The organism is Alteromonas antoniana, from assembly GCF_019249295.1.
In the GTDB taxonomy this organism is placed as follows: domain Bacteria; phylum Pseudomonadota; class Gammaproteobacteria; order Enterobacterales; family Alteromonadaceae; genus Alteromonas; species Alteromonas antoniana.
The window spans coordinates 1-21,929 of sequence record NZ_JAESDH010000008.1; the positions used below are offsets into that span (position 1 = coordinate 1).

General features: G+C 47.0%; 20 protein-coding genes, 1 tRNA gene and 1 riboswitch. Of the genes, 6 read left to right on the forward strand and 15 right to left on the reverse strand.

Translation table 11 applies throughout. The annotated features are described in order from the left end of the window. Positions 1-89 precede the first annotated feature (89 nt). Positions 90-683: a Tn3 family transposase gene (locus JKP77_RS08310; RefSeq protein WP_000107352.1), complete on the reverse strand. Its 594-nt coding sequence runs from the start codon at positions 681-683 to the stop codon at positions 90-92. A 283-nt stretch (positions 684-966) separates the two neighbouring features. Here JKP77_RS08310 and umuC point away from each other — a divergent pair, with 283 nt between their 5' ends. Next, entirely contained in the window at positions 967-2,139 is a 1,173-nt protein-coding gene (gene umuC / locus JKP77_RS08315; protein ID WP_001142610.1) for a translesion error-prone DNA polymerase V subunit UmuC, read from the forward strand. 10 nt (positions 2,140-2,149) lie between these two features. Here umuC and mobI read toward each other — a convergent pair whose 3' ends face one another. Beyond that, complete coding sequence (mobI, locus tag JKP77_RS08320) at positions 2,150-2,575, reverse strand: conjugative transfer protein MobI(A/C) (protein WP_000229427.1); 426 nt, start codon at positions 2,573-2,575, stop codon at positions 2,150-2,152. A 482-nt stretch (positions 2,576-3,057) separates the two neighbouring features. Here mobI and JKP77_RS08325 point away from each other — a divergent pair, with 482 nt between their 5' ends. Genes JKP77_RS08325 through JKP77_RS08335 form a run of 3 tightly spaced genes read left to right on the forward strand, consistent with a single transcriptional unit; the run spans position 3,058 to position 5,547 of the window. Further along, the gene (locus tag JKP77_RS08325) at positions 3,058-4,032 is read left to right on the forward strand and encodes a ParM/StbA family protein (protein WP_000497807.1); all 975 of its coding nucleotides are present in this window, start codon (positions 3,058-3,060) and stop codon (positions 4,030-4,032) included. Between the two features lie 2 nt (positions 4,033-4,034). Continuing rightward, positions 4,035-4,304: a hypothetical protein gene (locus JKP77_RS08330; RefSeq protein ID WP_001995600.1), complete on the forward strand. Its 270-nt coding sequence runs from the start codon at positions 4,035-4,037 to the stop codon at positions 4,302-4,304. Position 4,305: 1 nt separating this feature from the next. Further along, positions 4,306-5,547, forward strand: a complete 1,242-nt coding sequence (locus JKP77_RS08335; RefSeq protein ID WP_001218618.1) for a tyrosine-type recombinase/integrase — start codon at positions 4,306-4,308, stop codon at positions 5,545-5,547. Between the two features lie 129 nt (positions 5,548-5,676). Here the strand turns inward: JKP77_RS08335 and JKP77_RS08340 are convergent, their stop codons facing one another. The 8 genes from JKP77_RS08340 to JKP77_RS08375 all read right to left on the reverse strand — a co-directional run bounded on the left by JKP77_RS08340 (position 5,677) and on the right by JKP77_RS08375 (position 13,693). Next, complete coding sequence (locus JKP77_RS08340) at positions 5,677-7,695, reverse strand: ATP-binding protein (RefSeq protein ID WP_000211147.1); 2,019 nt, start codon at positions 7,693-7,695, stop codon at positions 5,677-5,679. Between the two features lie 1,099 nt (positions 7,696-8,794). Further along, a complete protein-coding gene (gene rimI / locus JKP77_RS08345; protein ID WP_218310730.1) occupies positions 8,795-9,238 on the reverse strand; it encodes a ribosomal protein S18-alanine N-acetyltransferase in 444 nt (147 codons plus the stop codon). A gap of 4 nt (positions 9,239-9,242) precedes the next feature. Continuing rightward, positions 9,243-9,716, reverse strand: a complete 474-nt coding sequence (locus JKP77_RS08350; protein ID WP_218310731.1) for a hypothetical protein — start codon at positions 9,714-9,716, stop codon at positions 9,243-9,245. A 55-nt stretch (positions 9,717-9,771) separates the two neighbouring features. After that, positions 9,772-9,848: transfer RNA gene (locus tag JKP77_RS08355), tRNA-Trp, on the reverse strand. Positions 9,849-9,964: 116 nt separating this feature from the next. Next, positions 9,965-10,765, reverse strand: coding sequence for a choline/ethanolamine kinase family protein (locus tag JKP77_RS08360; RefSeq protein WP_218310732.1), 801 nt, complete (start codon positions 10,763-10,765; stop codon positions 9,965-9,967). After that, complete coding sequence (gene pnuC / locus JKP77_RS08365) at positions 10,743-11,363, reverse strand: nicotinamide riboside transporter PnuC (RefSeq protein ID WP_218310733.1); 621 nt, start codon at positions 11,361-11,363, stop codon at positions 10,743-10,745. The genes JKP77_RS08360 and pnuC overlap by 23 nt, the downstream gene beginning before the upstream one ends. Then, a complete protein-coding gene (locus JKP77_RS08370) occupies positions 11,363-11,623 on the reverse strand; it encodes a YkoF family thiamine/hydroxymethylpyrimidine-binding protein (RefSeq protein WP_218310734.1) in 261 nt (86 codons plus the stop codon). The genes pnuC and JKP77_RS08370 overlap by 1 nt, the downstream gene beginning before the upstream one ends. A 12-nt stretch (positions 11,624-11,635) precedes the next feature. Then, on the reverse strand, positions 11,636-13,693 hold the full coding sequence (locus JKP77_RS08375; RefSeq protein ID WP_218310735.1) for a TonB-dependent receptor: 2,058 nt from the start codon (positions 13,691-13,693) through the stop codon (positions 11,636-11,638). A 56-nt stretch (positions 13,694-13,749) separates the two neighbouring features. Further along, a riboswitch (TPP riboswitch) is annotated at positions 13,750-13,850 on the reverse strand. A 646-nt stretch (positions 13,851-14,496) separates the two neighbouring features. Here JKP77_RS08375 and JKP77_RS08380 point away from each other — a divergent pair. After that, a complete protein-coding gene (locus JKP77_RS08380; RefSeq protein WP_218310736.1) occupies positions 14,497-16,269 on the forward strand; it encodes a helix-turn-helix domain-containing protein in 1,773 nt (590 codons plus the stop codon). Positions 16,270-16,333: 64 nt separating this feature from the next. Here the strand turns inward: JKP77_RS08380 and JKP77_RS08385 are convergent, their stop codons facing one another. After that, the gene (locus JKP77_RS08385) at positions 16,334-16,774 is read right to left on the reverse strand and encodes an acyl-CoA thioesterase (protein ID WP_218310737.1); all 441 of its coding nucleotides are present in this window, start codon (positions 16,772-16,774) and stop codon (positions 16,334-16,336) included. A gap of 65 nt (positions 16,775-16,839) precedes the next feature. Here JKP77_RS08385 and JKP77_RS08390 point away from each other — a divergent pair, with 65 nt between their 5' ends. Next, positions 16,840-18,963 carry a GNAT family N-acetyltransferase gene (locus tag JKP77_RS08390; protein WP_218310738.1) on the forward strand — a complete coding sequence of 708 codons (2,124 nt, stop codon included), beginning with the start codon at positions 16,840-16,842 and terminating at the stop codon, positions 18,961-18,963. A gap of 150 nt (positions 18,964-19,113) precedes the next feature. On the opposite strand, the gene JKP77_RS08395 is transcribed toward JKP77_RS08390, so the two are convergent. From JKP77_RS08395 to JKP77_RS08410, 4 genes are read right to left on the reverse strand one after another with little or no spacing between them, the layout of a single operon-like run. Continuing rightward, positions 19,114-20,379 (reverse strand): tetratricopeptide repeat protein, encoded by a 1,266-nt coding sequence (locus JKP77_RS08395; RefSeq protein WP_218310739.1) that lies wholly within the window; start codon positions 20,377-20,379, stop codon positions 19,114-19,116. A gap of 2 nt (positions 20,380-20,381) precedes the next feature. Beyond that, positions 20,382-20,993: an energy transducer TonB gene (locus tag JKP77_RS08400; RefSeq protein WP_218310740.1), complete on the reverse strand. Its 612-nt coding sequence runs from the start codon at positions 20,991-20,993 to the stop codon at positions 20,382-20,384. Position 20,994: 1 nt separating this feature from the next. Continuing rightward, the gene (locus tag JKP77_RS08405) at positions 20,995-21,393 is read right to left on the reverse strand and encodes an ExbD/TolR family protein (protein WP_218310741.1); all 399 of its coding nucleotides are present in this window, start codon (positions 21,391-21,393) and stop codon (positions 20,995-20,997) included. 11 nt (positions 21,394-21,404) lie between these two features. Then, a complete protein-coding gene (locus tag JKP77_RS08410; protein WP_218310742.1) occupies positions 21,405-21,929 on the reverse strand; it encodes a MotA/TolQ/ExbB proton channel family protein in 525 nt (174 codons plus the stop codon).

Consider the following 21,929-nt stretch of genomic DNA (forward strand, 5'->3'; position numbering starts at 1 on the left):
TACGATATTTACCTAATTTGCCACACTTATAAGTAGTAACCCACCTCCGCAGCCATTTATTGGTGTGGTCTACAGAGGATTAAGTCTTTTTAGAGGGGAAAATCCCTAGAACCCCATTGTGATACTTGGTAATCATTCCCCCCACGAAATTTATTGCCATTAACTGAAGTAATAGCACGTTTTAACTGATGGTATGCTTCACCTCTGTTCAAGGCTTGCTGGACGTAATGACGCAACGTTGAATTATCAACATACTCCAAAACATAAATAGATTTAATTAAACGGTCGTACTCATGCAATGCTGACAATCTTCGGCTCTTGCCGTTACTCAACTTTCTAATGATTGTGCTTTGAGTGGTGGTTTTACGACTCAATGAACAAACAATATGCTGAATATTGTCCCATTCTTCAGCAATTAGCTTATGATTAATATCTTTCTTTAATTGAATACGGCCTCCGTTCTCTTCAGTCACTTCAAATAGCTCAAAAAACACCTTTTTCATTTTCGCGTATCGAGGGGCGAATGTGTAACCAAAGAAATCTAATATAGCGAAGTTAACATTATTGGTACCATGCGTATCGGTCGATAAGGTATTAGGCTGTATATCTGAAGAGTTGTTATAGAGTAAGTCAAAAGCAAAGTGACCTTCATATTCGTTAGCGCCAATGACTTGCGTACTCACCGGAACATGACGTGGTCAACCAAAATTGACCAACCCAGTTAAGCTACTTTTTTCAATTTCTTCATGTCCGCCTCATATTGATTTGAAATTTCCATACTTTATCTAATTCATGTTTTTCTAAATTAGCTAAAATGCAACTCAGAAATGTCCAGAAGTGAGTTGTGTGGTGTCGAGTGGAGATTGTACGATTAAGCCCCTAAGTAATTAGTCCGTCAGTCTCCCTCGGTAATCAAATTAGTACATCTTAGCGATCAAATTGGTAAAAAATTAGACATGTAGATGAATGCCCACCTTAAAAAATAGACAGCGGGTTGGGCTGGGTGATTTTTCTGGTGTTAGACGCCAGCAACCCATGCGGCAGAATGGTTGCTCACTTACTCGTCTATTTTTAGCGGGAATTCTTAGCCAACTGTACGCGCTGTATGCAGATTTAAGCAGTCGAGTGATGCGCACTTTGGAGGAGATGGCACCACGAGTAGAGGTTTACTCTATTGACGAAGCGTTTTTGGATTTAACCGGTATTGAGTCTGCCATATCTCTTGTCGAGTTCGGACAACAAGTGCGAGAGCGCATAGGCCACTGGATTGGGATCACCGTCTGTGTAGGCATTGCACCGACTAAAACACTCGCCAAACTGGCTAACCATGCCGCCAAAAAATATCCAGCTACTCAGGGGGTTGTAGACCTGACCAATCCAGATCGGCAACGTCGATTGCTCGCATTAGTCCCGGTTGATGATGTTTGGGGCGTTGGTAGACGGCTTTCTAAGCGTTTAAATGCGTTGGGTATCACCACAGCCTTAGATCTCGCCAATGCCTCTCCTAGAGCCATCAGAGACCAGTTTTCAGAGGTTTTAGAAAGAACCGTCAGAGAGCTCAATGGTGAGTCGTGCATTGAACTTGAAGAGATCCCGCCAACTAAGAAGCAAATCGTCTGTAGCCGTTCATTTGGCGTAAAAGTGACGCACTTTGAATTTTTAAGTGAAGCCGTATGCGAATACGCAACCCGCGCCACTGAGAAACTTCGCAAAGAACAGCAGCAAGCCAAAGTGCTGACCGTGTTCATACGTACCAGCCCCTTTAAGGACAACGAGCCGCAGTACAGCAACTCTGCATCGGGTGAATTGCTAATCCCCAGTTGCGACACGCGGGATTTTATCGAGCTGGCCAATCACTTACTCAAGCGGATATGGAAGGATGGTTTTCGTTATGCCAAAGCGGGCGTCATGCTGTCTGACTTTTACGATCCTGGCATGTTTCAACCAGGACTATTCGATGACGTATCGACCCGCTCTAATAGCCAGCAGCTAATGTCTGTATTGGACACCATTAACCAAAGCGGTGCCGGAAAGGTTTTCTTTGCTGGACAAGGACTCAAGAAAGATTGGTCGATGAAGCGAGAGCATTTGTCTCCCGCTTATACAACACGCTGGGACCAGTTACCGCGAGTGAAGTAGCGCAGTTGACTCAATACGCATTCACTCTGCGACGCAGCATGTTGAGCTTATCAACCTGGCGTCGAATATCACTGAAGAATTCCTCTTTCTCCATGGCCAGCGCTAGCTCCCATTCTTTGGCCAAACCTTGGCAGTCTAAAAATGCGTATCTCAGCTTCGTCTTTGAGATACGCAGCCCCTTGCTAAAGACCACGCGTTTGCCTCGTTGACCGTGAAAACTGTTGATATACCACTCTATGCCAAAGCCATACTTAAAGTCTCTGATACGGACACCAAGCAGACCCCAGTCTTTAAAGGGCTCATTCTCTCGAACCTTGTAATGGGTAACCCAAAAGTCATCAACTTCAGCTCGTGCCAGCGCTTTTAGCCTGTCCGTTTCTTGCTGAAGTAAATCTGATACATCTGCTTTCCATTGTTCATTGACGATTTCTACCAAACCAATTTCCCCATCCAATTAACCCCTAAAGCCAAAACCACTATCCGTTTGGCTTTTGGATCGAAACGCCAAACGTAAAACTGCCGTCACAATCACTGTTTGGCGTCTCGATATAAATCGACTCGCTCAATCCCATACCCGACAAGGGATACAGGCTGATTTCACTTAAAAACACCTAAAAAGACGTATCGCCATGAAGATACAAACCGTTTGGCAAGTTCAGGCCAGAATGCAAACGACGTTTGGCGTCTCAATTTTTTTGGCTAGGTCACCAGCCGCCAAACAGAGCCTATTCTCATACTTTTGCAAAAATGCAATAGGCAGATAGATGAAAGGATTTGTCACCTTTCTGCCCACCGCCAGTGCACCGAATCCTGATAATGACATTTGAGTAAACCGCCAGAGCACTTGGAAATGCCCAAGCGTGAACAGCGCGGTTGATTGAAAACCGTTAGAGCACTTTGAGTGCACAGGAGATAAGTATGTTTGTACTAGGCGTAGATATCGGTTACTCAAACCTGAAGCTGGCAATTGGCCAATCAGGTAGTGAACCGAAAACCATTATTCTACCTGCGGGTGCCGGTCCAGCGGATCGTATGCCGGAGCGTATCGGTGGAGGCGATGATGAAACTTGTTTGTATGTCTCTGTCGATAATGAGCGCTGGGCCGCTGGTGTTCCTGCTGGACGCCTTCAAGGCTGGGAACGAGAGCTTCACCCGGAATATCCCACCACAAAAACCTATAAGGCACTTTTTCATGCCGCCTTGTTAATGGCTGAAACAGAATCCATCGATTTGGTTGTCACTGGATTACCGGTTTCCCAGTTTCATGAACCACAACGTAAGTCTGACCTTGTGCAGCGTTTAAAAGGTGTCCATCAAGTGACGCCTAAGCGCAGCATCACCGTTCATGACGTCAAAGTACTACCACAGCCTGCCGGTGCCTATATGGATCTGGTTCAAACGGGTGGTGATCTGGGCTTGATTGAAGAAGGTCGTGTCGTCGTCATTGATCCCGGCTTCTTTTCTGTTGATTGGGTTGCCCTTGAGGCCGGAGAAATTCGCTACAGCTCATCAGGAACCAGTCTTCAGGCAATGTCCGTGCTACTGGAAACCATCGATAAGCTGATTTCGGAAGATCATGGTGCCAAAGTCGGAATGGATCGACTTGAAAAAGCCATGAGAACCGGCGACTTACAGGTCCTGCTATTTGGAGAAAAAGTCGATATTTCACCTTATCTGAATGCTGCCATGAAAAAGGTAGCGCCTGTTGCTCTTACAGCCATGCGTCAATCCATGCGTGACGAAAGCATTAATGCGGACTTGGTATTGATCGCCGGAGGTGGAGCCTTGGCTTATAAGGAAGCGGCCAAGGAGATTTTTTCACGAAGCAAGATCATCGTGCCTGAGCAGTCTGTTTTGGCGAACGTCCGAGGCTTCTGGTTTTATGGGGCATGATCATGAGAGTTGTCGTCAACATTCCCCCAGGGAGCCACCCAGAACTACTCAAAGAATTGGAAAAGACGCCACCACGGGAACGCGCTGAGCGTCTGCGGATGCTGGCAACCTTTGGGTTAATTCAAATGAGCCAACCCAATCTATCCACGACATCTGTACCGGTGGATGGCCTTGCACCAGATGGTGAAGTTACTTCTATGAGTACAGCGCCAGAACCCAAAGCAGAAACACGTAAACAATCATTAAAATCAAAACTAGGGCTGGGCTTATAACATGGCGTTATCAGTTAGCTGGCTCGATGCCAGGTTAAATAAAGAAGCAAAAGAAACCGTAGTAAAAGCCGACCGAGATGGGCTAAGTGCTCGGGTATCGCCCAAGGGCAAAATTGTTTTTCAGTTTCGTTATCGGTTCGATGGCAAGCAACAGCGGGTAGACATAGGTACTTACCCCCTTATGAAGCTGGCTGAAGCCAGGAATGAGCTGGATAGGTTAAGGGCAGTACTTGATCAAGGCCGAAACCCCAAGCTTTACCTACAGCAGGAACGGGCTAAGTATTCTGCTAATCAAAGCTTCGAATCGATTTTTCGAGACTGGATAGACTCTGCCGGTAAGCAAGGGCTAAAGGAGAAAACGTGGCACTACCAAAAACGCAGCAGTGAAATATATTTGCTGCCCCGACTTGGCAAGTATCCATTAACTGACATCACTGAATTGTCCTTGCGAAACTGTCTTCGTGAGGTTTCGGAATCGTCTCCGTCAAACACAGAGCGCCTAGTGTCTGTACTGCATAAGTTCTATGACTGGCTGATTGATGAACAAATTTTGGAAATTAACGCTGCCGCTGGGATCACAGCAAAAAAGGTTGGCGGTAAAAAAGGAAAACGAACTCGGGTGCTAAATGACAACGAGATCAGGATACTTTGGCGCTATTTGCATGAGTCAAAAATCACTGAGAAGAATCGCATCTACATAAAACTGCTTCTCTTATTGGGAGGGCGCAAGGGCGAACTCATTCAAGCTGAAAAGCATCACTTTGACTTGCAATCTGCAATGTGGACAGTGCCCATAGAGATCCGCAAACAAGGTGAGAAAATTGGAGCGCCGATCATGCGGCCATTGATTAAGCCAGCTATTGAGCTGATTGAACTGGCGATGCAGATGAGCAAATCAACTTACTTGTTTCCCGCGAACGGACAAGAAGAGCTTGCCACAAATGGCTTTGATACCACTATTCCTAACAATGTGAAAATCTGGGCTCGCAGATCGCTTGGTATTGAGATGGAACACTGGTCTATGCATGATCTTCGCAGAACGATGCGAACGCGAATGTCTGCCATCACGACGCAAGAAGTTGCCGAGTTGATGATTGGCCACAGCAAAAAAGGGCTGGATGCTATCTACAACCAATATCAGTACCTGGACGAAATGCGTCATGCTTACGACGTTTGGTATCAACAACTAGAAACCATCATCGAGCCGACAGGCTTTCCATTCAACTGGCGTTTCGGACAATAAGGGGTAGCTGAATTAAGGAAGAGACTGAGCTAGTACAAATGACCGAGTCAAGTAGTGCATTTGGCTCGGTTTAGATTAGTTGTTTTTCCAGTTACAAAAAAACAACTTATCGAATAATTATTATAAGTCTCACGACGCCTCAGAGAGAGGTATTTGCAATTCATCCACAAGGGTTTGCTTAGATTTATACTCTAGCTCGCTTCTCTTTATTTTTAGCTTTTGTAATAAAGCACTATGAGTCACCTCGAAATCATTAAAAATTGTAGACCAACTTTTAACGTATACTCGAATTCTTTCATCCGCCCCGGAAACAAGGCCCGCGCCGCCCTTACCAGCAAGGTCTTTCAACCGCCTTGTAATTTGAGTATCATTCTGGGAGATTTTAGTTCCAACAAGAACAACATCAAATCTCATTCTCTCATCATTAAAGGCAGGATGCTTATCAAGTACCTCAGCATAACGTTCAGCTTGAGCTAAATGTTTCTTATTCAATGCTACACTTGGTCTTTTTATTTCAATGATCGTACATTTAATAAATTCTTCTTGTGTAGAATGATCAATTGTGACCATTTTGCGTGCAAGAAACAAATCTACTTGGCCTTTTGCCCCCTCTATGGTAGCGCCTTCAATAAGATCACTGGTACTGATATCGTCCCCATCCAATATTTCAATATCTGAATTCCGAAGATTTCTAGCTGTATTAGAAAAGTCATCCTCTTCGGCACCTATAGTTGTGTACTGAGGGCCAAACAACCATGTATTAGCCTCAATAATACCTTGTAAGTCTGGTGTTTCTAGAACTTCTTTAGCGTGCTCTTTAAAAAGGTACTTCATTTTCTGTACGACTAGATCTCGCTTATGAATGTGTCCAATCGTGCTAATTATATAATCAAGTTTAGATTTACTTATTTGAGATGCAAATTCATCCATTTGCTCCTTATTTAAGTCTAAAACGCCTTCCAATATATCTATCAAACTATCATTTTCACTTGATGTAGATAGCCTATCAAGCAAACCGATTATAATTTTTGTTTGCTTAGCCTTTAGCCCATTAAAAGCTGCTGGATCAGCAACGCAGATACTAGTTACTAATTTCTTCGTATGTGCAATTCTAAAGGAACGATCTTCGTCAGACTCCCAATTGTAAACAGGAAAATATCCTTTTTCTTCGAAAGAATCGACAAGCTGAACAGCTCTTTCTCTAAGGAACCCCTGATAAATCTCGGCTGTTTTGTTGCGCAGTTCTTTTAGCAGCATAGCTAAAACTTTATTCCCATCACTCTTTTCACTAATGAAGAGATCAGCATTTGGAGATGAGGTATCTTGAAAATTATCGAACCACTCAGATTGTATATATCCACTTATGAAAAAATTGTTTTTGTAGTTAAAACCAGTCAGATTTCTATACTTCTGATGTTCTTTTGAATCTCTAAAATAATTGTATGACTTTTCACCAGATGGTTTTTTTATCCACTGAATGATACTTGAACTAAATATATTTCCATCAACATCTATAAGCTCTTGAAACAACCTATGTTGGGGAGGCGTCACTCGGACTCTATTAACTGATATTTTAAGGTTAGAAAAAACTATTAGCTTCCAACCAAATTCATTTGAAAGCTCCTCCATGATATTTTCAATATTAGGGATTTTTTGAGATTTTTCACTCGTAATGCCCGTAAGAAATACTGATGTCCCACTTCCATTTGAAAGAATACTACTATGCTGTTCTTTATCGTCGATCAACTCAACTTTGTACGTTTTAATACGAGACGAGTCTATGGTAATACGTGCATTCTCAGATTGTCTTCTCGTAAGCCAGGTTGCTGTTGCAGCATATTTATGAAATGAATACCGCCCTCTGCCTTGACTGCCTTTTTGGGTAACCTGTTTTTTGGATGAGTCATCCCAATTATCAAAATTTCGGTCTAGGTTATGAAAGTCAATTCCTTCACCATTATCATGGATCTCTATTGACTCCACCCCGCCGAGATCACAGGTGTTAATAATGACATCAATATCTGATGCACCAGCATCCAAACCGTTCCAGATATATTCACTCAACATCTTCCAAGCGGGAATTGAGCCGAAACGTTTTTTTATCGACGCATTTGTAATACCTGTTGTCCGTTCTTGAGGAGTCGTCACTTACCTATCCATCCAATCAATAAAAAATCCATGCTGCTATCTTAGCCTAAGTTGGTGTACATATTAACTATATTGTTGGCACAAGCCGGCGTTTCAAAGCGTTAGTCCAAGCTCCAACAGAAAAACTAAGCTACGCTATCTATTCCTAATTCTTCTCATACTCCTCCAAGTCTTCAATGTGCCACAGCTTGTTTCGTGTATTTCGGTTGATACGAGGTTGCGGCAAGCTGCCATCTTTTATTCTTCGCCAGAGCGTCGTATAGCTAATGTGGTAACGAGCCATAACTTCGTAAGACGTTAGAAAAGGGGTTACTTGGTGCGCTACTGCTGTCATCTGCATTCTCCTGAAAATCAATGTAAAGCTATCATCGCCTGATTCATCACTTGTTGATGGTCAGAAAGATGCATGATTTGTTCAGAAGATCAGGCCCATACAAATGAACTTTTAGGACAGCAAGAAAGCAACCGGTAACCAACTCAACCGGCAAACAATTAGAGATAATCGCGAACGTCTTACCATCATTTCTCGATTTTTGGCATAAAAAATATAGGCAAGTTTTGGCTAAAACCCAGTAGGAACAAGGCCTACAGCTAGGTTTGTGTCATGGAATTTGGCTAAAAACGGTAAATATGGCGATTTGTACTCAAGTTTGTACACATTTTCCGAGGTTACGCTTGAACATCATTGAAAAGCAAAGAAACGAGAAAAAGACAAAAAGCCTTTAAATTCAGTACGTAGAGATGTGATTGTGGTGTGCAATGAAAGGTGGTTTTAAGCGTTGAAAGGCTGGGCGGCATCAGGGTGCGTGATGATGGCAAAGGTGCGCCGTTTTGCAATTTCTTGAGCTAATGACATGCAGCGTTCTGAATCGTTGTTAATAGAGAGGGCGCGAATTGTACCCGCTTATGGGGTGAATTTGAATGCCTGAGCGTTGTGAGCAATCGATTTGACGTGTTTGGCGACACTTACCGGCTGTTCACACACTATTGCGCAGTGGTATCACATGCAACGATAGATGGTGTTGAGATAGCAAAGGAAACGATGAGCATGTAGCCCGGAGTGCATAAAGAGTGTCGTCAGATGTCAAATAGATAGCGGTCAGATATTGCGCATCATAATATGCGCATCGACTTTTCCCTCAGGGGTATCATAATACTTCTTGCGCGTTTCAATATGGGCGAACTGGTATTTTTCATACAGTGAAACCGCAGCCGGATTATTCACCCTGACTTCAAGCCACAATGACCCCATCTGTTTTTGTTCGCACATAAGAATACTGCTATCCATCAGAGCGTTAGCAATGCCCTGCCGGTGAAAGGCGTTATCTACTGCGATGTCCATCAGCGTGCCTTCATCAGCAACAAACAACAACACGGCGTAGCCGACAACCTGCCCATCAACGGTTGCCACCAGCCCGGCATACGGCGCTGTTGTGCAGTCTTCAAAGGTAGTTAGCGACCACGGTCGAGGCTGTGCCTGCTGATGAATTCGGTAAGCGTTTGCAAGAAAATCGGCAGTAAGTGGTTGCACCTGGAGCGACATATACCTACGCCTGACTTATCGCTTTCCACAACGCGCGCTTTTGTTTTGCGGTCAGGGCTTCAGGGGGGCATGGCAACGTGATTCTGTCTGGGGTGGTGCTAAGTTGTTCACCCACCTCAAACGCCAGCGTATTCTCAGTAAAACTGACAGCACTTGCAGCCAGTTGAATATCACTGAGTAGTTTGCCAGCGGCCTTTACTTCCTGCGCAGACAGTGCCCGGGTATGCGGCGCTGTTGGCGCGTCGCTAACAGAAGCATTTTCGGTCGTATCCGGCGAAGTGTTGGCTGAAGAAACCTGTGCTCTCAGTGCTGCCAGCTTTGCCGCTCTGTCTGCTGGTGTCGCTGACTTAGGTGTCGCCGGAACCGTATCTGTGACGGTTTCTTGTGGCGATGCCGCGTGCTGTTCAGATTGCGACACCCACACAGGGATACCCATTACTTCTAACGCGGCTCGTTGATAGTCAGTCAGCAAAGACATACAGAAATCTTAAGATAGAATGATGAAACAAAGTGTATCTTAACAGAGAGGAAAATGGCAGGGGTGGAGGGACTCGAACCCCCAACCATCGGTTTTGGAGACCGCTGTTCTACCAATTCGAACTACACCCCTAGCGCGGTGAGCATTATACGTATGCAATGTGAAAGGTAAAGCACTTTTACTTCCTTTTGCACTCTAACGCTGAACGATTAACCAATTCGTTGATTAATCGAGCGTTTCGCTGCATATCAGGCGGTTCTTGCTCCTTTCAGTTGTACATTTAATGCCGCTTCCCACAGGGCGTTCGTCACAGTCACGACTTCGCGTTGCTGACGAAATAGCCTTAACACCGTATCAATTTCAACCGATGCCGCTTGTGCATAGGCCTGACATAACTCGTCGCAGGCATCATCGCTCAGTTTATTGATGAGCGCACAACCGGCGAGATCGAAGTAGCGGTTGCCCATCGCGGCGTATTCCCAGTCTACAATCACAGAGTGTTCGCCACACACAATGTGGTCTGCTGATAAATCGTTGTGACACAGTGCTAACACGCCATCGTCCTCGTAATCCAGATGTAAGCGCTCGTTCAACTCGTTGGCACGATGCACTCTCGGATCGGTTGAGGAAAGCTTGGCAGAATCAATATAGTGTTGCCACCGTTTTGTAAGCTGAAGGGGCCTGGCGGTAATAGGCTGGTCGTGGATCGACGCCAGTATCCGCCCCAGCGCCGCCGGAATATCGGTACCTGAGCGCGACAACGTCGGGCCCTCAATGAACTTTTCTACCCACAGGCATTCGTCATCGCTTAGCCACACGGGCTCAGGTGCCAACAACCTCTGTGACACCTGTTCTTGCAGCACAAACTGGTGAAACCGGTTAATACCGCTGAATGCGTCTTCACCGGTCCATTTAACCACCAGGTCCTTATGTCTATCGGTTAAGCGATAAACATGATTTACCTCGCCACCGGTCAGAGGGATAAGACGTGCATCCTCAGACAGACCAAGCGGTTCCTTTAGCGCGCTAAGTATACGTTCTTGTTGCATGTTGCATCTTCCATTGCTTCAACCACTCGCGGTATCCATAGACTGAAAAGCCCACATAACCGAGGAACAGACATGCTGATAACATCAGCCCTGTCTGTGCAAACAAGTATGCCGATGCCAGGTTAATGACAAACCAATACAGCCAGTTTTGTAATATTTTATGTGCAACCATAAATGTGGTTACCACACTTAGCAAGTGAATACTGGCGTCAAGATACAAATGTTCACTACTAAATTGTGATGCCGCGAGTTCAGAAAGCTGCCAGGCAATGAGCAGGATCCCGGGCACAAGCAACGCATGCCACCACCAGGGCCAGGATCGCACAGGTGTACTGTCGTCACTATCTCCTTTATTCCACTGATAATAACCATAACCGGCCATCACCATGTAGAAGAGGTTCAGAGCAGACTGAAACGGCAGCGTAACCTGCCAGAAAAGCCAGGTATAAATGGCGGTACTGAAAAATGCGCAGGCCCAGCACCAGCTGTTCTGACGTGCCGCCAGCCAGACATAGGCAAGCGCCAGTAATACCGCAACCCATTCGGGCAACGACGTCGCCAGCAACTGTTCCAGGAACTGAGAGCCTGCATTCTCCATTAGCCCTTCCTGCTTTGCATCGCATCAAAGTTTAGAAACTTGGCGACAAAAATTGCCTGCCCTACTTCCTCGTGAGTTCGCTGCATTTCATCTCCCAGCACTTGCATAACCAGCGGATAGTCGCCGGTAACCTGCGTGCTGGTTGAGGTAGTCATAACAGACAACCCGTCGTATCCATTGAGACGCTCAATAAATGCCGCTATCGGCCCAATGAAATCATCCACTAACGGGTATAACGATAATTCAACCATAACCTGCATAATCGACTCTCCTTAAAACGTGTAACGCACGGTAATACCATACTGTCTGCCGTCACCCAGCTGATAGTAAGGTTCATTAAATTCGTAAAAGTCGCGCGGATCGTTGCTGAAGCCGCCAAAGCCGCGAACATAATAGGTTTCATCAAACGCGTTGTTCACCCACAGCGTCGCCGTCCAGTTATCCAACAGCCAAACCAGCTCGGAGTTCACCAGCGTAGTGGAAGGTGAGGTCACGTCATGGCCATCAGAAAAACGGTATTCATCTTTGAAATCAATGTCCGCGCGCCATAACCAACTGTCACTCAGGGCCAGTTCACTAAAGAGGTTTGCCGTGTACTTTGGAGCCTGTGCCTGAGTTTGCTTCTCCACTAAAGTGCCATCTGCGGTCGTGTAATCCTCAAACGTCGCATCAAGGTACCCTACACTCCCCTCAAGCAACCAGTTTTCTGTTGCCTGCCAGGTAAACTCCACCTCTGCGCCCTGATTAGTGCCCAGGTCGGCATTATCGATAATGTCGATAAACTCCGGCGTGCCATCTTCCCTTACCTGAACATCAAAGTCATTTACCTGGGTATTGTCCCGCTCCATATGAAACACGGCTGCGCGAACCATGATATCCGGAGAAAACAGTGGCCCCTTTACGCCCACTTCGTAGTTCCAGTTATACTCTGCATCGAAAAAGCGCTTTTCGTCACTCACCTGCTGATCCGGATTGATACCCGCACCTTTATAGCCTCGTGAGATACTGCCGTACCAGAAGTGCTTACCCTGCGTATATTGCAAGGCCAGCTTGCCGCCGGTCATCGTGGTGTCATGTGCGTTATCCAGCCCCTGATTGTCAGTGTATTCAAAATCATAATTTTCTACACGCAGACCCGCTATAAGCGTCAGGTTGTCCGTTAAACGGGTATCTGTCTGAACGTAAGCAGAGGTGGTGACGGGCTCGTATACACTAAGAAAGTCACCATCGGCGTAAGTGTATTCGCGCAGCAGATCTTCTTCGCTGCCTTTGTAAAGCGCACCGATTATCCAGGCGGTTTTGCCGTCAAATAAAGCGGCGGAATCGTTAGACGTAAAACGCACTTCTGCGGTTTGCGTTTCTACTTCCCGGAAATAGGCATCGAACGAGGTATAGCCCCATGGATGAAAACCGGTGTAAGTCCAGTCTTCGTCATAGCCATAGGCGATATTGTGTGAGGCATGTGTGAAGATGAGATCTAACTGCCCACCCGCCGTCTGTGTTTGCGTCTTTGCGCTCACTGCATGGGTCTGATGTAAGTCATACCCCGGCTCATCCGACAACGTCTCGCGGGTATTATCCAAAGAGAACGCATCATAGCCGTTGTCGATATCGTACCAGCGATAATTGGCCGTGAAGGTGGTGCGATCATCGACCTGCGCCGTGATCCCCAACCGCGCCGCACTTTCATCGATATTGTCAGTGTCCTCGCGGTTTAAGAAGGTATTTTCAATAAAGCCATCGCTGCGGTTGTGCATCAGGGCGGCGCGATACGCGACGTCCTCTGTAATATTATCGCCATGAGCGAGCTCTACGCGATAGCTGTCTTTTGTAGCCACCCGCACTTCGGCGTGCGACGGCGCATCGCTTCCCGGCTGGTGACTCTGAATTTTTATCGCTCCGGCCAGCGCGCCGGTACCAAAAAGTGTAGCCTGAGGTCCCCGGTAAACTTCAACTTGCTGTGTATCAAACAACACACCGGAAGCGGCAAGGCCGGAAAAATCAAAATCATCGACAAGAAAGCTCACAGACGGATTGATAGGCTCAGCGAACTGGCTGCGCTCACCGATCCCACGAATTTGTATAAACCGACCGCGAGACGCGCCTGACGCAAAGTTCACATTAGGTGCGATATTCAGCATACCGTCGAGATGCGTTGCCTGTCGGGTAGCAAGACGGGCCTGATCGATGACAGAAGCACTGCTGCTTAACTGATCAAGCGTAGCCTGGCGGAAATCCCCGGTGACAGTGATCCGTTCAACATCGGCATCCTGAGTTTGGGCCAGTGCGGGTAACGAGGCCAGAGAAAGAAGTAAAACAGTTTTGTTCATTTGGATCTCTTATTTCATTGAAGAAAAAAAGATCCGGCATGTCGGCAGGTGATGTGGCTAATTGTGTAAACCATCCCTACGCCGGTATTATCCGGATCAGGTAAAAGGGTTCCCACGTTGTGGATCTCAGCCGGTTTCGGCACCCCTTGGTGTGTTGATGTTCATCAACAGCGGCGAGTCTATCAGTATTGGCGCATGAATCAAGCTGCCGGAAAAGAAAAACGCCCGTCTACGGACAGGTAGCGGGCGTTGTAATGTCGGAGTGACCATGTTGGTTTGATGTCTTTTGGCATCGTTGACCATTGCTGCTTTGGGAAGTCAGGACAAATTGGCGGTATGCCCGTGTACTCAAAGCAGTGAGTGAGCATTCACATTAGTGTCGTATGAAGTTTCACTCAGAAACAGCTTCTTAATAAGAAAGCGTGTCACGTTACTGAGAATTATAGGTTGCATCGGTGACGTAAAGATAGGACACCTCTTTGCCAGGATAGGACAGTTTCTATCAATATTCTGACGCCTGAGCGTCCGGGTAGCTGTTTCCCTGCCACGCCCTGTGCTAATGTCAGAGAAGTTGGTAGCCATAGGACTAACACGCTTATTTGCTTACGCGAACCAAACCCACTTGCTTCTTTTTAAAGGCAATTAATAAAATGGAATGACTGGTGGGAAGCATAAGCCGTATTTGAGCCGGCAACGCGAAATGAGAAATCGAAGTAACGCTCGCGGTAAGCGAAAGGACGGCGGTGTCATTGCAGGTATGGCGACACCGTTACAACACCAAGAGGACGACATGAAGGATTATCGTGGAAAATAAAGGGCTTTTCTGGTCGGCCATGGTGCGTGCCATTCTCAGCCTGCGCAGGGACACGCAAACGCAGACTGAGGATGACAGCTACGCGTTCACCCTGCTGGAGCGCCTTGAAGCAGGAAATCTGAATGAGGCTGCGCTGGCCAGCCTGATTTCCCGGCTGACGCCCCCAGAATTGTTACCGGTAATTGGCAGGTCACTGATTGGGTATCTGGACTTCAACAAAATGGGTACCTTAATCATGTTTCTAACCGCATCGAAAAATGTGGCGGAAATGTTTGAGGCGTTGCGTCAGTTCCAGAATAAACTGTTCAGGAGCGACGCCGGATTTGATTTTTGCACCGACAGTGAGCAAACCACTGTCACCTGGAAGCCGTCGCAGTTTGTTGAGCTCGAAGCCCTGTTCGCCTATTTTCTGCTAAGCGTCGCCAGACATCTGGCGGGACGAAAATTTGATTTCATCCATATCAAGCTGCCTGACAGCAAGACCACCGAACTTCTTTTCACCAATCTGAGTTCAGCAACCATGCTAGACGCGGAGACTGTCACGCTAACGTTTGCGTCATCGTGGATGAAAACCCCCTCGTTTTATCACAGCGCGCAGCTTAAATCCGTGTTGTCGTCGTCTCTGAACATTCAGCCCGTGTTATCTACGTTGCAACGTATTGAAGCGATTTTCGAAAAAAGCCCTAATCCTGCAAGAATAAGGCTGGAAAACGTTGCGCAGAGCCTCGGAAGAAGCGAGTCAGCATTACGAAAAGAACTGAAGCAGGAAGATATCAGCTTCAGCCGGGCCCTGAAAAACTATATTCACGACCGCGCATGCCAGCTGTTGCTGGCCGGAGAAAAAACCGAGAATGTCGCTACCACCCTTGGCTTCTCAGACCGGCGCTCATTCGATCGCAGCTTTAAAGAGCACAGCGGCATTAACGCCGGTCAGGTACGTCAGCTGGGTAACAGGTTGCGCTTTCAAAAGGGCAATACGCATTTACTGGATATTGTGGAACATTTGCCCCCACTGCCGGATACCGTCAGTCAACTCCTGGCACTGGACGACGACAAAATGTCACTGTCTCAGGTAGTCAGTATTATTGAAACAGATCCTATTTTTCATGCGCATGTCATGGGCAAAGCCAGCCGCGCATCCTTCGGCAGAACACCTGACTCGCTGGAGCAGGCAATTGGGAGAAATCTGGGCCTGGGCAATATCAAAAATATCGCAGTGATATTTTCAGCGCAGCAGCTACTGACCGCACAGAGCCGTTTTCGTGACGTCACACTACTGACCGATGCTATGCTACTCAGCGATCGGGTTTACACCGACACATTCGGGCAGCCTGAGGACAATGCGGAAAGTATCCAAACCCGACAATTACTGCTGTTTGGCTTATTGTCACTGTTAATCGTTTTCCACAGCGACTGTCTGTATGTTGAGGGCGCATTGCAGCATTGGGAACAGGCTGACAACTTTGCGCAGTTTGCGCAGGACATCAAAACCAATTACGGGATTTGTCTTTACGGAGCCACATCACTGATGTTGCTTCGCTGGGGGTTTACCAGCAATATTAATCAGCAGCTATGGAAGCTTTGCCATGCCGGCAACGATACCAGAATAACACCACAACAGTACCGTATCGTTGCGACTCATGATCTCACTGTAACGGCGTTATTGTTCGGGAAAGCGCATGCCGATGTGCAGTTGAATAAATACACTGCATTACCTGAAGCTGAGCAGGAAGCAATGCGCGCCCTTCTGGCTGGACTGTAATTTATACCCATCAGCAATAGTGTGTTATCAGCTCTGAGTGAGCGCACACTACTTCGGATTGGTATTAGTCCTTATCTTCCACGTTATCTTTAGGCAACAGATGCAGACTGCGAACCTCTTCTTCGGTTTGCGTTTTCAAGCCTTCCAGTGTTTTACCATGAGGTACAGGCTGTCTGGTTACCGGATCCACCTTGACAAAAACAATGTCATCAGCAAGACAAATCGTTTTCTTCGTCGCTTTATTTCTAACCAGGCAGCTGACTTTAATTGAGGTTCTGCCCACGCCTTTTGTCTCAAGGCCAAACTCGACGATATCTCCCTGCATAGCCGGAGACTCAAAATTAATCTCGCCAATATGCTTGGTCACCAGACAATTGGTTTCCAGCTGACAGATTGCGTAAATTGCTGACTCTTCGTCAATCCACTCCAAAGCCCGGCCACCAAATAATGAGTTGGCATAGTTAAGATCATTTGGCATCACCAGGCGGCGAGATAGAAAGCGCATTCGAATTCCTTGCAGTTAATGGTTAAAATCACGCGTTCAGTATACAGCAAAACAGTGAGTATGGCGTGCAAGAGCTAGTCAACTGGGTATTTTTCACTAACGATATCGGTAAGCCTGAAGGCCTGCATCGCCAGTGTTTGCTCTTAAGCCATGATAAGGCGATAACACAGGCAAAAGACCTGCTCGCTTATGCGCCAGAGACGAAATCCTTGTGTTGGATGGGAGATGATGCCCCTGAGAATGCTGTTAAGGTACCGATAGCACAATATCGCAGACTATTGGGCCAGGAATTTGATGTGGCGGTATACGATGCGTTCACGCCATTTCGCCCCTCCGCACTGCTGGCGCTTGCCGGAACAGTACGTCACGGAGGCAGACTGATTATCGCGTGTCCGCCACTTTCAGACTGGCCTTGTCACCGCGATGTTCTGGATACGCATTTTGTCAGTCATGGCTGGCAACTTTCCGAAAGCCGCTATATTAATCACTGGATCGAACTTGCCCGTCATGATCCTGCCGTTGCGATAGTCGATGCGCATCATCAATATATGCCGGTAACGCATGGGATATGTCCTCAACCAGAAACTGATGACAGGTTTATCACCCGCGACCAGAGCCAGACCTATAAAGCGCTGCTGGATACTGATGCCAATGCCATCATTACCGCGCCCCGAGGCAGAGGCAAAACAGCGCTGTTGGGCGAAATCGCCGCCTCGCTATTAGCAAGCGGCAATAGCATTATGCTGACAAGCAAGCACTATGAATCGGTACAGCCATTGTTTGCAAGACTCAGAACGAAAGCTGACCTCACTGAAACATTCAGAGGTGGCTTTACGCATAAGTCGAATAACATGACATTGACCTGGGTAGCGCCTGATAACCCGCTATTATTTACGTGCACCTCGTCGGTTCTGATAATCGACGAAGCGGCATCGCTACCGCTTCCTCAAATTCAGACATTAATTACACAGCCAGCGCGCACTGTCCTGGCAACCACAACGGATGGCTATGAAGGCAGCGGCCAGGGTTTTCTCCACCGTTTTCTTCCGCGCTATGTGTCTGAAACCAATGCGGTGCACTATCAATTGACAACGCCTATTCGCTGGCTTACGGACGATCCACTAGAGCGCCTTACCGCAGCTGGCCTGCTCTTTTCCTCCGAAAACCGAATGCAGTACCGCGCTGATGAAAATCACGAACTGGAGCTGAACTGGGCTGACTTTTCAGCGCTCTCACAATCAGTTGTGCACCGTGTCATGCAGTTACTCGTTCAGGCACATTATCAGACTACACCCGACGATCTGATGCGCCTTCTTGATGCCCCTGATATCAAATTGCTGCTGGCTACCCTGGGTGATGATGTTGTCGGCGCTACCGTAATTAATATTGAGGGTGGTAAACCACTTGAAGAGGTTGCAACAGGGATTGCGTGTGGTGTACGACGAGTGAAAGGTCACCTGAGCGCACAACGAATCGCCCTGATGCTTAGCGACTCCCTTGCAGCTACCGTACGCTATTGGCGTATTAATCGCATTGCAGTGGCGCCTGAGCGACAGAATAAAGGATACGGTAGCCAGATGCTGGCGAAAATTGCAGATGATGCCACGCGGAACAACATTGACGCCATTACCAGCTCATTTGGTTTTACTGATGCACTGGGACGATTCTGGCGAGCTAACAGCTTTCGCGTTATCCAGCACGGTGTTAAGAAAGATAAAGCCAGTGGTCACGCCAGTGCATTGGTATTTCGCGCTATCAGCCAGCAGGCAAAACACCTTGAACTACAGCTGCATGCGATAAAGTCACAAGAAGATATCGCATTAGGTATCGCATCGTCGTCATCTGAGAACAAAACGTGTCTAAAAGAGGTAGCCGCCTGGCTTACTTCACTACATATTACCAAGCTTCAGCAGTTTGTTACCGGCACCCGCGACGCGGTGCATTGTCTGGGGAGCTTGCACTGGCTCGCAGGCATCATTCGCAGAAGCCCCTCTCTTCAGAGAGACACCGCCTCTTTTCATAACGGCTATTCTTTACTGGAATATCTGCATAACCACCCGTTTGATGCTGCCGCACTTCAACGTCATGGTTCGCTACCGAGCAAATCAGAGGTAAAGCACGCATTGCAATCTGAGGTCAGCCGGGCGTTAACCTTGCGGGAAGTTATAACAATTAGTAACGACAAATGACGGATGTCAGCAGTGAATGACCATGACCAGTGTGTTTAACATCTTGTTTGGTGTTCCAGGCATAGATTACCCGTCAGCCGGCTTGCCATTGACATGAATAACAGACATAAAAAAAGCCCCATTCGGGGCTTTTTTTGCGATACCGGAGAATTAAATGTTAATCCCGCGGTTCTTCGCTTTTTCTTTGATGTACGGTTCCCATGCTGACGCGTTGCGGCGCATAGAACGATCTTTCTTCGCTTCCTGTACATGCTCGTAAGCGGCTTTGAAGTCACCTTTGTAGAAATTCGCTTCCATTAACGAGAAGTGAATGTTCGCAGGATTTTCAGCACCACGGTCTAGCGCGTTGTTCAGGGCACGGATCGCACCGTCGTAATCTTCGGCAACCAGTAACAATGTACCTTGCTTACGATAATGTTCAGGGTCTGAACTCTTCGCCGCAGCTTTACCGTAGTAATTTGCTGCAAGGTCATAGTTCTTGGCCTGGTGGTACGAGTTAGCAACGCTCGCTAACATGTCCGCATTATCTTCAAGCAGACCAGAGTCGATATATTTTTCCATCAACTTCGCTGCTTTATAAGGAACGCCGTTTGTCGCATAAAGCTGAGCCAGAGTTTTGATTTCATTGGCTTTCTTCAGGAAACCCTGTTCGTAAGCTAAATCAAACGTAGACAAACCTTTCTTGAAGTCTTCCACTAGCATGTAGAAGAAACCAAGCTGTGTCCACCAACGACCATTTTCAGGGAACTTAGAAACCAGTTCTTCTGCTACAGCCACTGTCTCTGGGTACATTTTACGCTCATAGTAAGAAGTCAGCTTAAGAACGTAAGGGTTCTTGTTAGGCTTCTCATACAGCGCAATCGCTTTATCAGCAGGGTCTACCATTTTATCTAATTGCTTAGACTCATAATATGCCTGCGCCATGCGGGTATAAACGTCTGGATCTTCCTTACAGGTAAAGTCCATCCATTCTTTGTACCACTTAACGGCGTCGTTGTACTTGTTTTCCTGCATGCTCAAATCGCCAATCAATTTCAGCGTCTGGGCATGTTCAGTGTCGTTTAGTACTTTAGGTTGCACTGAATCGGTCAGGTAACCCAATGCTTTTGTGCCTTGCCCTTCACGAGCGGCAAGCAGGTTACCAATAAAGCGTCCAACGTAAGACTTATCAAACTCGTCTGACGTGTCGATGTCATACAGAATTTGCAGTGCTTCATCTACACGGTCTTCATTATAAGCTTCAAACGCTTTCTGTACCTTTTTACCAGTACGTTCACCTACCAGCGTGGTTTTCCCTTTTTCATAGCCAGGACAAACTACTGCGGCAGACTGCGCCATCGCTGCAGGAGCAGCAATGGCAGCGCCGAAACCCATGACTAAAGCAACGGCTGACATTTTGAATGTACGTTTCATCATGATCATTGCTCCAGTTTAAAGTCTAACTGTACGAACATATCAGGCTGTTTAACCGCCTTACCTTCAACGATCTTAGGCTTGTATTTCCACTTACGCAATGCACGACGTGCTTCGCGGTCGAAAATACGACGTGGTTCAGAATCGATAACTTCGATATCTTCAACACCGCCTACCTCGTTGATGGTAAAGGAAAGTCTAACCCAACCTTCTTTACCGTCACGTGCAGCTTCCGGTGGATACTTTGGATCGATACGAACGATAGGTGTAGCTTCACCATCTCGTTGCATCGCGCCAACAGCACCAATGTTTACTCCCACACCACCTGTGTCGATAGAAGGGATGTTCAGGCTAAAGCCATCTGCATCCGGTTCTGCCGCTTCAGGTTCAACAGGCTGCACTTTAGGCGGCTGTTGAGGCGGTGGTGGAGGCGGAGGTGGAACACGAGTACGCGTCTGCGTTTCGTCGTCCGGCTCCTGCATGACAATATCAATAACGGGCGCTTCCGGTACTTCATCTGCTGGTCTGGACGAGTTTTCAATCAACTTCGCCATTAAGACAAACAAGGCAAATGCAACACCTGCACCTAATAATATAGATACGATAAATCGTGCCATTTTATCCCCTTGCTGCTACCGATACGCGATCAACGCCTGCAGCTTTAACCTGGTCCATGATTTCCACCACCAGACCATGCTTGGCCTTAACGTCAGCCTGAATGATGACATAGTCAGTTGGCTGTTCCGTTAACAGTCGCTCTATATTCGCTCTAACGCTGTCCGGTGATACTTCACGTTTGTCTAACCAAACGGTGCCATCTTCTGTTACTGCGATGAAGATATTGGCATTCTTATGAAGTACCGCCTGGCTCGCGTCTGGCTTATTAACTTCGATACCAGCTTCCTTTACGAAAACGGTGGTAACGATAAAGAAGATAAGCATGATAAACACGATGTCCAGCATTGGCGTCATGTCAATCTGCGCGTCTTCTTCCTCGGTTCTGACTTTTCGAGCCATAATCTCTCTCTCTAATGATGTGGCAGGCTATCAACTAAGCCTTCGCGTGCCATCTTCACCTTAGCCTCAAGACGTGAACTGATAAACAGTCCGGACAGCGCCGCAACCATACCCGCCATTGTCGGGATTGTTGCCATGGAAATACCAGATGCCATCAAGCGTGCATTACTGGTTCCCTGCGTTGCCATTGTCTCGAAAACACTGATCATACCGGTTACTGTTCCCAGTAGTCCGATTAAAGGACACATTGCAATCAATGTGCGGATAATCAGCATTCTAGCGTTCAGATCGTCTGACGCCTGAGAAATCCACGCGTCACGGATTCTATGCGCATACCATGATGTGGTATCACTACGGTTATCCCATCGTTGGATGATGTCTTTCTTCACCTTTGGGAAAACCGAAGTTACATACCAGTAGCGCTCAATCATTAATGCCCACATGAGAAAGAGCGCGACGGCAACGAAATACAACACGTCACCGCCGGTAGCGATAAAGTCCCTGACCGATTCCATTAATCCAATCAGGTATACCAT